This is a genomic window from Nonomuraea sp. NPDC051298 (assembly GCF_055586305.1).
The window spans coordinates 294964-309478 of the sequence record NZ_JBVJIM010000007.1 but is presented as its reverse complement, the minus strand read 5'-3'; the positions used below and the strand labels follow the sequence as shown (position 1 = coordinate 309478).

The following is a 14515-nucleotide window of genomic DNA, read 5'->3' as shown; positions in this document are numbered from 1 at the left end:
GTGGTGAGACCCGCGACGGCCACGCCACCGCGACGACATTTCCGTTAATTTCACGACACACACTCGGGGACCGCCATGATCAGCACTCTGCGGCTCGACACCCTGCGACTGCCCGCCGCGGAACCGCCGACGACCAGTCCGCTGCCCATTCTGCACGGCACCCAGGTCGCACGCGGGCTGATCGGGGCGGACCAGGAGATGACCACCCAGATCGGGTACGGCCAGCCGCGTACGCTGCTGCCGTACCTCATGCAGGACGGCTACTCCCGCTCACGCGCCGAGCGCGACCTCGACGTCGTGATTCTGGAGAACGACCTCCTGACCGCGACCTTCGTGCCCTCCTACGGCGGGCGGCTCTGGTCCCTGGTCCACCGGCCGTCGGAGCGCGAACTGCTGCATCGCAATCCGATCCTGCAACCGGCCAACCTCGCGCTGCGAGACGCCTGGCTGGCCGGTGGCGTGGAGTGGAACCTGGGCGCGACCGGCCATTGGCCGCTGACCTGCGCGCCGCTGCACGCCGTACGGATGGAGCGGGCCGACGGCACCCCCGTGCTGCGCATGTTCGAGTTCGAGCGGATGCGGCGGCTGGTCGTCCAGTTGGACGCCTGGCTGCCGGTCGGCTCGCCGGTCCTGCGGGTGCAGGTGAGCATCCACAACCTGGCCTCCGACGAGACACCGGTCTACTGGTGGTCGAACATCGCCGTGCCCGAGGCGGCCGACGTGCGCGTGGTGACGCCGGCCTACCGGGCCTACCACTTCGACTACACCGCCCGGCTCCGCCTGGTGGACTTCCCGGAGATGGAGGGGATCGACCGCAGCTACACCGACCGGGTGCCGGGCGCCGCGGACTACTTCTTCGACCTCCCCACGGGCGAGCGGCCGTGGATCGCGGCATTGGACCACGAGGGACGCGGACTCGTCCAGCTCTCCACCGATCGCCTGCGCGGGCGCAAGCTGTTCCACTGGGGCACCAGCCAGGGCGGGAGACGATGGCAGGACTGGCTGAGCGGGCCGTCCACGCGCTACCTGGAAATCCAGGCGGGGCTGGCCCGTACCCAACTGGAGCACATCCCCATGCCAGGGCGCACCACCTGGAGCTGGGTGGAGGCCTACGGACTGCTGGAGGCCGACCCCGCGGCCGTGCACGGCTCGTGGGAGCGGGCCAGGACCGCCGTCGGCGCAGCCGTGGACCGGCTCGTCCCGCCGGGTAGCCTGGCCGAGCTGTCCGCCGTATCCGGAGGCGAGCGGCTGTTCGGCGGGAGTGGCTGGGGAGCGCTGGAGGAGCTGGCGATCGATCTGCCCTTCGGAGAGCCCCAGGAGGAGCAGCTCCCCTGGGCCGAACTGCTGAAGACCGGCCGGCTGCCGGTGTGCGACCCACCCGCGGCGCCGATCACGGGGGCCCGCTGGCACGAGCTGCTGGAGGCGCACCCCATCGACTGGCACGCCCGATACCACCTCGGTCTCCTCCGGTACGCCGACGGCGACGTCGAAGGCGCCAGGCGATCCTGGGAGGAGTCGCTGGCCGCACGCCCCACTCCGTGGACGCTGCGCTGCCTGGCCGAGAGCTCACGCCTCGCGGGCACCGGCCACCGCGCCGACCTCCTGCTGGAGGCTCACCGGCTCGCGCCGGACGTCTGGCGGCTGACCGTCGAGACGTTGCGGGCGCTGCTGGCCGAGGAACGACCCATCGAGGCGCTCGACCTGATCGATCGGCTCGAACCCGGCCAACGCTCAGGCCGTATCCGGCTGCTGGAGGCGCGGGCCGCCGTCGCGGCCCGCGACCTGGACAGGACGGGAGCGCTGCTGGAGGACGGAATCGAGGTAGACGGCCTGCGTGAAGGCGACGACTCCCTCGACCGGCTCTGGTTCGCCTATCACGAGCTGCGCCTGGCGGGGGAAGGACCGGTCACCCGGGAGATCATCGAACGTGCCCGTCGTGATCATCCGCTGCCCCGGCTCTACGACTTTCGCATGCACACCTGAGCTCATGAGCCGCATGACCGTCACCCTGGACCGTCCGCCCGAGGTGGTGGGCCTGGGCATCGGCATCCACGGGACCACCCACCCCACCGACGAGTTCCAACTGCCCGACCTGTGGCAGTTGCACCTGTACGAGTACACCGCCGAACTGCGCGTCGACGGCGTCCGCCATGAGATCCGGCCGGGATATGTGAGCTTGGTGCCGCCGGGAACCCGGGTTCGTTACCGCTATCGAGGGCGTTCCGAGCACCTGTACGTCCATCTGCGGCTCTCCGGCATCGGACAGCCCAGGGCCGTACCCGTCGTACAGGACGCCGGTGCGGAGACGCCGATGCTGGAGAGCCTGCTGCGGCAGGCCGTCACGGCCTGGCCGAGCGCGGCGGCGCGAACGACCGCCGAAGTGTGGGCGGCGCTGTGGCGGGTGGCCCTGCTCGCGCCCGCCAGAGTGCGCGCACCGGTCGCCGCCGCCATCGTCCACATCGAGTCCCACCTGGCCGGCCCTCTGACCGTGCCCGAGGTGGCGCGCGTCGCGGGGGTCTCGCACAACCACCTGACCAGGCTGTTCAAGGCGGAGACCGGTGACACGGTGGTCGCCTACATCAGGCGCCGGCGGATGGATCGCGCTCGGCATCTGCTGCGTGAGTCGACGCTGTCCATTGGCGCTGTCGCCGCCTCCGTGGGGATCTCCGATCCGCAGGCGTTCAACAAGGCGTGCCGCCGCGAGCTGGGCGCCTCTCCCCGGGCGGTTCGCGGCGGCTGAGTCAGTCGATCAGTCGCGGCCGGCGCCACGATACAGGTCGAGTTCACCGTCGAGCTCCACGGCCAGTACGGTGGCACGTTCGTCGATGTCGGCGCCGGACGGCGAGTCGATCCACAGCACCCCGGGAGCGTCGCCGAGCCCGCCGACCACCCGGTGCCGCAGTCCGGCGCCGGAGCCCAGCACGGTGACCCGCCGCACCGGTGTCCTCAGCCCGCGCACCCCGACCACCTCGCCGGGGACACCGAACAGCACCAGGTACAGCGTGCGGCGGTCGGCCGACAACGTGCTGGGGCCGTAGTGGTGGCCCGCGGGCAGACCGGCCACGGTCCCGTAGACAGCCGCCGCGTGCTTGGCGATCCAGGCGCCGAGGCCCTCCAGTCGGACGATCTGCTCCTGGGGAATGGTGCCGTCCTCCCGAGGGCCGACCCCCAGCAGCAGGTTGCCGCCCATGCCGATGGTCTCGGTGAAGTAGCGAACGAGCTGGCCGACCGACTTGTGGTTGGCGTCGGTGTGCTGATGCCCCCAGGAATCGTTGACGGTCATGCACAATTCCCACGGGCCGTCAGGAGCGGTGATCGGCATGCCCTGCTCAGGGGTGGCATAGTCGCCGTAGCTGAGCATCCGGGCGTTCAGCACGCATGCGGGCGCCTCGGTGGCGATGAGCTCGGCCAACTCCCGCATCCGCCACTGCTCCTCGCTGCGTTCCCACTCCCCGTCGAACCAGAGCAGGTCAGGACGGTAGCGGGTCAGGAGCTCTTGGACCTGGCCGTCGCGGTAGGCCAGGAACCGTTCCCAGGCGGCGACGTCCTCCTGGCCTTCTGGCGGATGGGAGAACGGGTTGTCGCGGGTGCCGACGGGAGAGCCGGTGTAGCGGATCGAGGCGTAGTCGGGGTGGTTCCAGTCGGAGTGCGAGTAGTACAAGCCCACCTTCAGGCCCCGCTCGCGCAGCGCGGCGGCGTAGTCGCCGATCAGATCGCGCCCACTCAGGGTACGGCCGGCCACCGACAAGCCTCCCTGCCCGGTGTCCCACAGCGCCACGCCATCATGGTGGCGGGCCGTCAGCACCGCATACCTGGCACCGGCCCGCGCGAACAACTCGGCCCACGACCGCGCGTCGTAGCGCGCCGCGGTGAACCTCTCCAACTGGGCCATGTACTTCTCATGCGAGACCTGACCCGTGTAGAACGACCAGGACTCCGCCACCCCGTCCACGGCGTAGACACCCCAGTGGATGAAGATCCCCAACTTCGCGTCGGAGAACCACCGCTGCATCGCCATATTCCAGCCTTCCCTTCCGGCTGCGTGCTCACATACCTTCCAGGAGCCAGGCTAGGATCCGGGCGCCCGGTGGCGCGTTGGCTGCGACCACCATTAGTGGTCGATTCTCACCATGCATCGCCTGTGGAGATACGGCCTGCCGTTCGATGGCGGGACCAGGCGGTGGAAATCGTCGGCGTCTGCCCCCCGGAGGCGGTCAGCCTCAAAGGATCGGAAAGCCCTCCAGCGGGCGTACGTGCCGCACGTTACCGCCATTGACGGACGGGCAGCCCGATGCCCATATTCCACATCACCGAGGAGACCCTAACAAACCTCCGAAACCGTAGTCGGCGGCCTCGTTCAACTCGGCCAAAGAGGTGAACGTCGCCAGAAACGACCCCCTGTCGATCCCCCGCGATGACGCGCTCGCGGCGAGCCGACCTCACCGCACCGGCCGGATACGTCGACCGCGGCCGACCGAACGCGGTAGTGACTGTCGCGGCTTGACATTCTCTGCACGTATTTCCGGCATTCCGTGCAGAACTCTTCTCGCACTTCATGATCCCCGATATTTTGCTTGAAGTTCCCGCCACCGCCGAACCCCCGAGGAGGGCATGCTCAATGAAACACAAACTGGTCCGGCCGATCGCAGTTGCGGCTATGGCAGCGGCCTTGATGACTGGAGGAATGTCGGTGAGCGCGGCCAACGCGAGTACGGCATCCGGAAGTTCCACCTCCGCCGGTGACGGGTCCCAGATGATGGCAACCTACATCTACGGGGTCTACCTGTCGCAAAGGCAGTGCGACACCCAAGGCTTCAGCCTGCAGATCAACAAGCTGATCAAGAGTTACTCATGCAAGTGGGACAGCCCCTATTGGGCTTTGTGGGTCACGACCTAGCCGACTGACCGGCGCGACCGCGTTAAGCGGCTCCAGTCTCCCCCGGGTCAGACCGAGTCCCGCTCGCCTCTGCGAAGGCGAGCGGGACTTCCTGCGTTTTCCGCACAGCAACGCCAGCCCGCGGCATCCGCGACGGCGTCTTCAGCTCACGTCCAGCAAGGGGCTGCGGCCGCCGCCGGCCACGACGTCACCGCCCACCCTGCCGCCTGATCTTCTCCACCCGGCAGGCATGCGCCTTCCACCAACAGGCAGACGACGGCCATGACAGCCGCCACGTACGCTGCGTCATGGTGAACGACCAGGTGACCTTCCACCGCGTCACGGCAGGCGCCCCACACGCAACGCTTGTACTTATGCCCGTACATGGTGGCGCCCCTCTGTCTTTTCACTGTCGCGGTGAAACCGCGGCAGACTCAGGCGGCGCGGTCCAGCACGGTCCAGACCAGGACACGGTGCCGGCCGTCGGCGCCGAGCGCTTGGCGGCGCATTGTGAACGATGACGTTCGGCACGGGTGGGCGGCCACGCTGTGGATGGGAAGCTACCGGTAACGCTGGGGCTCTCCTCAGTCGAAGATCTCGGCGTACCAGACCTTGATCCGCCGGGGATAGCTGTCGACGACGAGATGCCAGCAGGCATGCGCGCAGCCGCCCCGCTCGGCGGCCTCGCGCAAGCGTCGTACCCGGTCAGAGACCTAGCGCGGCCTCGAGGTCGTCGATGGCCGCCAGGGGCTGGGCGAGCTGCTCGCGCTCTGGCTCGGTCAGGGTGAGGGCGCGCGCCCGGGCCAGGGCGTGCCCGGCGGCGGCGTGGTCCTTGGCGCGGACGGCGAGCTCGGCCCGGTAGACCAGCGCCTCCAGCAGCTCGGCCGCCGAGGCGGTGTCCTGGTCCCGCTCCAGGGCGCCGTCCAGGATCTCGGCCGCCCGCTCGTGATTGCCGTTGGAGTCGCCCATCACGACCGCCCGGTTCAGCGAGGTGGTGAGCCTGCTCGTGGTCTCCTCCTTCTCCGGCAGGGGGCGGGCGGACATGAAGCGGATCCAGTTGCCGCCGGGGTCGATGACGGCGAAGCCGGAGTGGTTGCCGTCGTTCTTCCGCCTGCGCGGCCGGGTCATCCGGGGGATGCCGGAGACCAGGAGCTTGCCGTGCGCCGCGCGCATGCCCGCGGCGAACGCCTCGAACAGCTCTCCGGTGTCCGGCACGACGATCGAGCAGGTCCCGTAGGAGTCTTCGGGCTTGAACGCCTCGGGCATGCCGAAGAAGCCGAGCTGGAGATCCTCGCGCTTGAGCAACACGTACGGGTTCGGCCGAACCTGGTAGTAGACCCGGTGGAAACCGAGCATCGTGTAGAAGTCGACCATCTCGTCGATGGAGCGGCAGGGAAGCAGCGGTATGGCGATCTCGTTGGCCATCGGGGAACTCCTATTCGTCGGCCATGGTGAACGCGCCCTCTTCCAGGCGGCGGATCATCCGGTCGGTCCACTGGGCGCCGGTGTCGGCGGTGCTCAACCACAGGGTCAGCACCTCGCCCACCGGGCCCCAGGTCGCCAGGTCCGTGCCCTCGGGCAGGTACGCGGTGATGCTCGCGCGCCACTCGCGCATGGCGCGGGCCCGCTCGCGCAGCAACTCCAGGGCCCGCTCCCGGGGAAGGTCCTCGATGAGGCCGACAGCGGCGCCCAGCACGTCCAGGCTCGGCTCGCGGTCGGCCAGCGCCTGGCCCAGCAGGTCGAGGTACTCCCGCTCGCCCTCCTGGGTCAGCTCGTACTCGATCCGCGGCGGCCCTCCGGCCTCGGAGGCGACCGTCTCGTGCGTCACCAGCAGGCCCTGACCGGCCATGCTCTTGAGCGCGTGATAGACCGAGCCCGAGGTGGCGGTCGACCACTCGTGCGCGCCCCACGACTCCAGATCCGCGCGGACCTGGTAGCCGTGGGCGCGCCCGCGCCTGCGCAGCGCGCCCAGGACCAGCAGCCGTACCGGCTTCATCGAACCCTCCCGAATTCCGCTAGCCAAATTTGGCTAGCCGCTACTGGGAGCTTACCGCACCAACGTGGAGGAAATCGGCGTAGCGGCCGCCGCGGCGTACCAGCTCCTCGTGCTCGCCCTCCTCGACGACCCGGCCACCGTCCAGGAAGGCGATGCTGCCGGCTGGGCCGAGTACGGCTACCGCGCCCCGCGTTCGCGCTTCTTCTGGGGCCAGCGCCTGCTCTGCGCGCCGGGTGTCGATCAACCCGCGCTCGCGGGCGCCGGAGCGGCCGCGTTCGCCTTCGTGTACGGCAGGCTCAACCGCGACCTCGTGGCGCACTAAGGCACCGTTTGTCACTTGATGTGTACAGTCGTGCCGTGATCGCAGGTGCTGGCCGGATGGTGTCGCCGGTTCTGGTGGCGCGTGAGACCGAGCTCGACCGGCTGGTCGCCACGGTGGTGACGGCCCCGTCCGTGGTCGTCGTGGAGGGCGAGGCCGGGATCGGCAAAACCCGGCTGGTGGCCGAGCTGGCCACCCGGCCGGAGGTCGCGGGGCTGCGCTGGCTCATGGGCGGCTGCGGCCAGGTCAGGGAGCCGTTCCCACTGGGTCCCGTGGTGGAGGCGCTGCGCGGCCGGGCGGACGACCTGGCCGGCAGCACGCTCTCCCCGGTGACCGGGGCCTTACGGGCGCTGCTGCCGGAGTTGCAGGACGTGCTGCCGCAGACGCCGCCGCCGCTGGAGGACCGGGCGGCCGAGCTGCACCGGGTGCTGCGCGGGCTGGTGGAGGTGCTGGCCGCGCTGGGCCCGGCGGTGCTGGTGCTGGAGGATCTGCACTGGGCCGACCAGCAGACGGCCGAGTTCCTCACCTATCTGGTCCGGGCGCTGCCCGCCGGGCTCTCGGTGGTGCTGACCTACCGGGGTGAGGAGGCCGATCCGGCGCTCCGGGCGGCGACCGCGCGCCTGGCCGACACGATCACCAGCGCGCACATCGCGTTACGCCCGCTGAACGTGGCCGGCACCCGCGCGCTCGCGGCGGCCATCCTGCAGACCGACGAGGTGTCGGCCGAGTTCGCCGAGCACCTGTGCGCCCGCTCCTCCGGGCTGCCGCTCGCGATCCAGGAGCTGATCGCGATGCTGCGCACGCAGGGCAAGCTGATCAGATGGAAGGGCGGCTGGGCCCGCCGCACCCTGGACGAGCTGGACGTGCCCGCTGGGGTCCGCGCCCCGGTGCGCGACCGGGTGGCCAGGATGCCGGCCGGCGCGCGGGCGGTCACGGAGGCGGCAGCCGTCCTCCGCCTGGCCGTGCCCGCCGCGACGCTCGTCGCGGTGGCCGGGGTGAGCGGCACCGAGGCGCTGGACGAGGCGCTCGACGCCGGGCTGCTGACCGAGCAGGGGGGCCTCGTGGCCTTCCGGCACGTGCTGGCGGCCGAGGCGGTCTACGAGGGCGTCACGCTCGGCCGCCGCCAGGCGCTGCACGCGGCCGCGGCCGCCGCGACCCGCACGCTGCGGCCGGTCCCGCTCGGACAGGTCGCGCACCACCTGCGCCACGCGGGCCGCCCGGACGAGTGGGTGGCCGCCGCCGTCGCCGCGGCCGAGCACGCGGCGGGCCTGGGCAACGACGCCGAGGCCGCCCGCCTCCTGGAGGAGGTGCTCCGCCACGCCGGCCTCGATCCCGTACGGCGGGCCGAGCTGACGATCCGCCTCGGCTGGGCCGCCATCTACACGCTGCGTGTCCCCGCCATCGGCGAGCTGCTGGAGGAGGCGCTGACCCACGACCTGCCCCGCCGCCTGCGCGGCGAGCTGCAGATTCTGCTCGCCCTCTATCTCGACACCATCAGGGTCGACACCCTGCGCGTACGGCAGGCGTTCGCGGACGCGGTGCCCGATCTGAGCGAGGTGCCGGAGCTGGCCGCCTGGGCCATGGTCTGCGTGGGCCTGCCGACCATGACGGACGTGCCGTTCGCCGAGCGCCTGCCCTGGCTGGAGCGCGCCCTGGAGACGGTGCCCGACGACGGCGAGCCGGGGCCGAGGGTGTTCGTGCTCGGCAAGGTGGCCATGGTCTTCGTGCTGTCCGGCGACGCGCGCTGGCAGGCGCTGACCGAGCAGATCCTGGCCGAGACCGGCGGCCGTCCCGTCAGCCGCCGGGAGGTCGGGGCCTACAAGTCGATCGGCGGCTCCGCCGTCGAGGCGGGGCACCACCGGATGGCGACGCGGCTGCTGGAGTCGGCGCTCGACGCGGGAGGCGGCGGAAGCGTCTCGGCCCGGGACGATCTCGCGCTCCGCGCCTGCCTGGCCCTGTCGCGCTACCACGGCGGGGCGTGGGACGGATTGCGCGAGGAGATCGCCGAGCTGCGCGAGCAGTGCAGCAACCGTCCGCAGGAGCAGCTCCTGGCCGACCTTATCGCCGCCTGCCTGGCCCCGGCGCCCAGCCGGCTCGACGCCGCGCGGGCCACGCTCGCCGAGCTGATCCGCGACCTGCGGGTGCGGGGCGACCTCGACATGCTGGGTGCGCCGGTGACCCTGCTGCTGCGGCTCGCCTCCGCCGTGGACGAGGCGGGGTCGGCGCTGGCGGAGACGGCCGACGTAGTGGCCGGGTGGGAGGCCCGGGATCTGTGGCCGGTGGGCGTGCGGGCCGTCGCCGCGCTGACCGAGGCCCTGCTGTCAGCGGGCCGGACCCGGGAGGCCGCTGAGCTGGTCCGGCGCTACGAGATCCGCACCCGTGGGATGGACGCGCCGCTGGCCGTGCCGGCGCTGGCGCAGGCGCGCGGGCAGCTCGACGCGCACGGCGGGAGGTGGGAGCGGGCTGCGGCGCAGTTCGCCGAGGCGGCCGCGGCCTATGCGGAGCTGCCCGCCGCCTACGACGCGGCGCAGGCCGTCGAGCAGCAGGCCGCGGCCCTGTTCGCGCTCGGCGACCCGGGGGCTGGGACCGTGCTGACCCGGGCCATCGAGGCGTACGCCCGGTTGGAGGCGCTCTGGGACCTCGACCGGGCCACCCAGCTCGGCCGCCGCTGGGGGCTGCGCCCCGCGACCCGGATCAGGACGAGCCAGGACAGCGAGGCGGAGGGCCTGTCTTCCCGGCAGGCGCAGGTGGCGAGGCTGGCCGCGACCGGGCTGACCAACCAGGAGATCGCCCGGCAGATGTTCCTGTCACCGAAGACGGTCGACAAGCATCTGGGCGCGGCCATGCGCAAGCTGGGCGCCCGCTCGCGCACCGAACTGGGGCGTCACCTGGGAGGCACCCCAGGGTCATGAGCCGGAATTGGGGTGTTCACCCCATGTCCACCCCATAACTCCATGCCCGGGATGCGCGCGACGCTTCTCCCATGCACGAAGAGACGCCCGCACGCGACGACGACGACCGCGTGCCCGATCCCCCGGGGCCCGCACTCCAGCCGGGCGAACCGGACAGCACAGAGGAGCCCCAGCCGCCGGACGGCTTCCTGCCGCTCTGACCCCACCCATGAAAGGCGATGCATCCCCTCATGAGCATGAACCCCTTATCCGGAGGAACCGCGTGAGCCGGCTGCGGCGCGGCTCACTCGCGCTCACCTCGGTTCTCGCGCTGGTCACCGCCACGCTGGCGGCCCAGCCCACCGCGCTCGCGCAGGCGCGGCCGTACCAGCCGGTCGCGCTCAAGGGCGTGGGCGAGGGACCGCACACCGTCACGCTGATCACCGGCGACAAGGTCACGCTGACCGGCACCGGCGACGGGCGCTACGCGATCGACCAGCAGAGCGGGGTGCGGCCGGACGGCCGGACCGCGTCGCTTTTCGTGCGCACGGGCCCGGACGGCGTCTACGTCCTGCCCGACGACGCCTTCCCGGCGATCCAGTCGGGCCAGCTCGACCGCGAGCTGTTCAACGTCAAGTACCTGGCCGAGAACGGCTACACCGATGCCCAGACGCAGCGGATGCCGGTCATCGTGCAGTACCCGGAGGGGTTCGCCGCGGCCAGGAGCTCGGCCGACGCGATCCCGGCCAGCGCGCCCACCAAGACGCTGGAGAGCATCAACGGCGCCGCGCTCGACGTCACCAAGGGCGAGGCCGGTTCCTTCTGGGCCGCGCTGCTCGCCAAGCCGGACGCCAAGGGCGTCGCCAGGCTGCGGGGCGGCGTCAGCAAGGTCTGGCTGGACCGCAAGGTCAAGGCCGACCTGTCGGAGAGCGTCCCACAGATCGGGGCGCCCGAGGCGTGGAAGGCCGGGCACGACGGCACCGGCGTGACCGTCGCCGTGCTCGACACCGGCATCGACGACACCCACCCCGACCTGGCCGGGAAGGTCATCGAGGCGCGCTCGTTCATCCCGGAGGAGACCGTCAAGGACGGCCACGGCCACGGCACCCACGTCGCCTCCACCGTCGCGGGCAGCGGAGCCGCCTCCAACGGCGCCAACAAGGGCGTCGCGCCCGGCGCCAAGCTGCTGGTCGGCAAAGTGCTGGACAACACCGGCTCCGGCGACTCCTCGGGGATCATCGACGCGATGGAGTGGGCCGCGCAGAGCGGCGCCAAGGTGATCAGCATGAGCCTCGGCGCGAACGCCACCGACGGCACCGACCCGATGAGCCAGGCGGTCAACGACCTGACCGCCGCCACCGGCGCGCTGTTCGTCATCGCCGCGGGCAACACCGGCGCGCCGGAGACCGTCGCCACGCCCGGCACCGCGGACGCCGCGCTGACCGTGGGCGCGGTGGACAAGTCCGCCAAGCAGGCCGACTTCGCCAGCCAGGGACCCCGCCTCGGCGACGCCGGGCTGAAGCCCGACATCACCGCGCCGGGCGTCGACATCCTCGCCGCGCGCGCCGCGGGCACCCGGATGGGCACCCCGGCCGACGACCACTACACGAAGGCGTCCGGCACCTCGATGGCCACGCCGCACGTGGCCGGGGCCGCGGCGATCGTCGCCCAGGTGCACCCGGACTGGACGGCGCAGCAGCTCAAGGCCGCGCTGATGTCCACGGCCAAGGACGTCGGCGGGACCGTCTACCAGCGCGGCGCCGGCCGGGTCGACGTGGCCCGCGCGGCCTCGCAGACCGTGTTCGCCACCACGCCGAACCTCGACTTCCGGCTGCTGGACGAATCGGGCAGGCCGCAAACCCGCGAGCTCGCCTACACCAACCTCGGCGACCAGCCAGTCACGCTCACGCTGAAGCCCGTCCTGGAAGGCGCCCGGCTGAGCACGGCCGACGCCACGCTGACCGTCCCCGCCAAGGGCACGGCCGCCACGACCGTCACGCTCACCACCGAGGGCCTGGAGATCGGCCAGTACAGCGGCGCGGTCACCGCGCTGGCCGACGGCGTGAGCCTGACCACCCCGGTGGGCGCGCTGCGTGACGCCCCGACCTTCGAGCTGACCATCCGCACGATCGGGCGCGACGGCAAACCGCTCACCCCCTTCGCCCAGGACGTCATCGACCTCGACGGGCGCAAGGGCCAGGTCGGCCCGCACCTGATCGTCGAGGACGGCGTCGTGGTCACCCGCGTCCCGGCCGGCACGATCAGCGTGCTGCAGGTGGTGGAGTGGGTCGACGACGACAGCAAGAAGAACCGCGCCTGGCTGTTCGAGCCCGAGCTCACCGTCACCGGCAACACCGAGATCACGTTCGACGTCGGGAAGACCACCCAGGTCCGCTTCGACACGCCCAAGCCCGCCGAGCCGCTGAACAACGGGTACAACACCTTCTACCAGCGCACGAACGCCAAGGGCCAGCTCTTCGCCGGCGCCGTGGTGAGCGGGGTGCCGACCGGCGCCTGGGGCAAGCTGTGGGTCCTGCCGACCAAGAAGGTCACCAAGGGCCAGTTCCGCTTCTCCACCCAGTGGACGCTCGGGCACTCCCAGCTCGACATGAGCGTCGTCGGCCGCAAGGGCCGCGGGGTCGAGCTGAACCCGGCCGTGAACCTGCGCTGGCAGGGTGCGGTCGACCACCACCCCGACTGGAAGCCGTTCACCGGCACCTCGGAGCTCCCGGTGATCGACGTCGGCGAGGGCAGTGACGAGGAGCTGGCCGGGCTCGACCTGCGAGGCAAGCTCGTCCTGATGGGGGCCGAGGGCGTCACCGACATCTTCGGCAACCCGGTCTGCGGCGCGCAGATCGAGCGCATCGGCGCCGTCAGGGACGCCGGCGCCGCCGGCGTGCTGATGTACCCCACGACCGAGGTCGCCTGCCCCATCCCGCTGCCGATGTGGCAGCGGCCCAACACCGGGGATCCCAAGCCGATCGGCATCGCCAACGCCTTCGTCTCCACCAAGGAGGGGCTGGCGCTGCGCGAGCAGGTCAAGAGCGGCCCGCTGAGCATCCGGGTGACGGGCACGCAGTACTCGCCCTACACCTACGCGTTCGCGCCGTACGAGGAGGGGCGCATCCCCTCGTCGATGACCTACACGGTGCGTGAGCGGGACCTCGCCCGGGTCGACCTGGACATCCGGTCGGCCAAGCCCATCGGCTACTGGGAATGGACCATCGCCTACAAGACGGACGACGCTGCCCGCTGGAGCATTTCGCCCGCCGAGTCCGACTACGTCGGCGTCGCCCCGTCGGGCCGTACGGAGTACGTCTGGCCGACCGACCCCTCGGTGCTGCGCCTGCGCGGCATGGCCCTCGTGCCCCCGGGCACCACCGGGGTGCACAGCCGGTACCTGACGGACGTCTTCGCCGAGCCGGGCCGGGCGCAGCAGGTGTGGTTCGCACCCGGCACCCCAGGCGCGGCGACGGTCGAGGACGAGGTCGCCGCGCTGTACGACCCGAAAGCCGGGGTGCTCAAGGAGCAACCGCTGGCCGCCACGTGTGCGATCTGCGTGCAGGGCGACAAGCTGTGGGCCGACTTCTCCGAGGTCTCCGGCGTCGGCGGCACCCGCGTCGACGGCGACGACTACTGGTCGACCGAGCAGGCGTTCACCCCACTGTACGAGACGCACCTGTACCGCGACGGCAAAGAGATCGCCCGTGAGGGCGTCGAGCCGCTGGCCGGCAACGCACCGCGCTACACGCTGCCGAGTTCCGAGGGCGTCTACCGCCTGACGGCCAAGAACTCCGTGAACGATGTCGAGTGGACCTTCACCGGCCCGCCCGCCGCTGCCGCGACGCAGCCGGGGGTCTCCTGCAACTCCTGGTTCATCGAGGGATGGGGCGAGAACTGCCGGCCGACCCCGGCGGTCTTCGTCAGCTACGCGCTCGGTGGCGACGCGGCCAACAGCGTGAAGGCCGGGCGCAAGCACACCTTCCAGGTGGAGGCGTACCACTCGCGCTCGACCGCCGCGATGCCGAAGATCGCCGGGCTGAAGCTCTGGGCGAGCACCGACGACGGGGCGACCTGGCAGCCCGTCACGCTCAAGCGCGAGTCAGGCGGCGCGTACACGGCCAGTGTCCGCTATCCCGCCCTGGGTGCCACGACCGGCGCGGTCAGCCTCCGGGCCGAGGCGTGGGACGTGGCGGGCAACCGGGTCAAGCAGACCAGCACCCGGCTGTTCCCGCTGAAGTAGTTCTCCATCGAACGGCCCGCCCTCCGTGGTGTATTCGAGGGGGTCGTCGCAACACGCTGATCACTTACTGGCGGTGGCCCGCATAGTGAGCCGAGTGCGTTTCCGTAGTCCCCGATGCGGGGACTACGGAAACGCCAACGTGGGTGACATGAAGCCGATTGAAATCGGGGCAGTTCGGTGGTCTCGGCGG

At 71.3% G+C, this 14515-nt stretch carries 10 protein-coding genes; 7 read left to right on the top strand and 3 right to left on the bottom strand.

Features of this window, described 5'->3' with window-relative positions; genetic code table 11:
• Positions 1-75 precede the first annotated feature (75 nt).
• A complete protein-coding gene (locus ACZ6S0_RS22900) occupies positions 76-1983 on the top strand; it encodes a DUF5107 domain-containing protein (RefSeq protein WP_465920973.1) in 1908 nt (635 codons plus the stop codon).
• Positions 1984-1987: 4 nt separating this feature from the next.
• Positions 1988-2740 carry a helix-turn-helix domain-containing protein gene (locus tag ACZ6S0_RS22895; protein WP_465920971.1) on the top strand — a complete coding sequence of 251 codons (753 nt, stop codon included), beginning with the start codon at positions 1988-1990 and terminating at the stop codon, positions 2738-2740.
• 9 nt (positions 2741-2749) lie between these two features.
• On the opposite strand, the gene ACZ6S0_RS22890 is transcribed toward ACZ6S0_RS22895, so the two are convergent.
• The gene (locus ACZ6S0_RS22890; RefSeq protein ID WP_465920969.1) at positions 2750-4018 is read right to left on the bottom strand and encodes an alpha-L-fucosidase; all 1269 of its coding nucleotides are present in this window, start codon (positions 4016-4018) and stop codon (positions 2750-2752) included.
• 600 nt (positions 4019-4618) lie between these two features.
• Between ACZ6S0_RS22890 and ACZ6S0_RS22885 the strand changes: the two genes are divergently transcribed.
• The gene (locus ACZ6S0_RS22885) at positions 4619-4897 is read left to right on the top strand and encodes a hypothetical protein (RefSeq protein WP_465920966.1); all 279 of its coding nucleotides are present in this window, start codon (positions 4619-4621) and stop codon (positions 4895-4897) included.
• A 684-nt stretch (positions 4898-5581) separates the two neighbouring features.
• Here ACZ6S0_RS22885 and ACZ6S0_RS22880 read toward each other — a convergent pair.
• Together ACZ6S0_RS22880 and ACZ6S0_RS22875 are read right to left on the bottom strand one after the other, a co-directional pair.
• Positions 5582-6301, bottom strand: a complete 720-nt coding sequence (locus ACZ6S0_RS22880) for a VOC family protein (RefSeq protein ID WP_465920964.1) — start codon at positions 6299-6301, stop codon at positions 5582-5584.
• A gap of 10 nt (positions 6302-6311) precedes the next feature.
• Positions 6312-6872 carry a PadR family transcriptional regulator gene (locus tag ACZ6S0_RS22875; protein ID WP_465920961.1) on the bottom strand — a complete coding sequence of 187 codons (561 nt, stop codon included), beginning with the start codon at positions 6870-6872 and terminating at the stop codon, positions 6312-6314.
• A 64-nt stretch (positions 6873-6936) separates the two neighbouring features.
• Between ACZ6S0_RS22875 and ACZ6S0_RS22870 the strand changes: the two genes are divergently transcribed.
• From ACZ6S0_RS22870 to ACZ6S0_RS22855, 4 genes are all read left to right on the top strand, one after another.
• Positions 6937-7194, top strand: a complete 258-nt coding sequence (locus ACZ6S0_RS22870; protein WP_465920958.1) for a hypothetical protein — start codon at positions 6937-6939, stop codon at positions 7192-7194.
• 35 nt (positions 7195-7229) lie between these two features.
• Positions 7230-10103 (top strand): helix-turn-helix transcriptional regulator, encoded by a 2874-nt coding sequence (locus ACZ6S0_RS22865; protein ID WP_465920956.1) that lies wholly within the window; start codon positions 7230-7232, stop codon positions 10101-10103.
• Between the two features lie 71 nt (positions 10104-10174).
• On the top strand, positions 10175-10303 hold the full coding sequence (locus ACZ6S0_RS22860) for a hypothetical protein (protein WP_465920954.1): 129 nt from the start codon (positions 10175-10177) through the stop codon (positions 10301-10303).
• Between the two features lie 62 nt (positions 10304-10365).
• Positions 10366-14325, top strand: coding sequence for a S8 family serine peptidase (locus ACZ6S0_RS22855; protein ID WP_465920952.1), 3960 nt, complete (start codon positions 10366-10368; stop codon positions 14323-14325).
• Positions 14326-14515 lie beyond the last annotated feature (190 nt).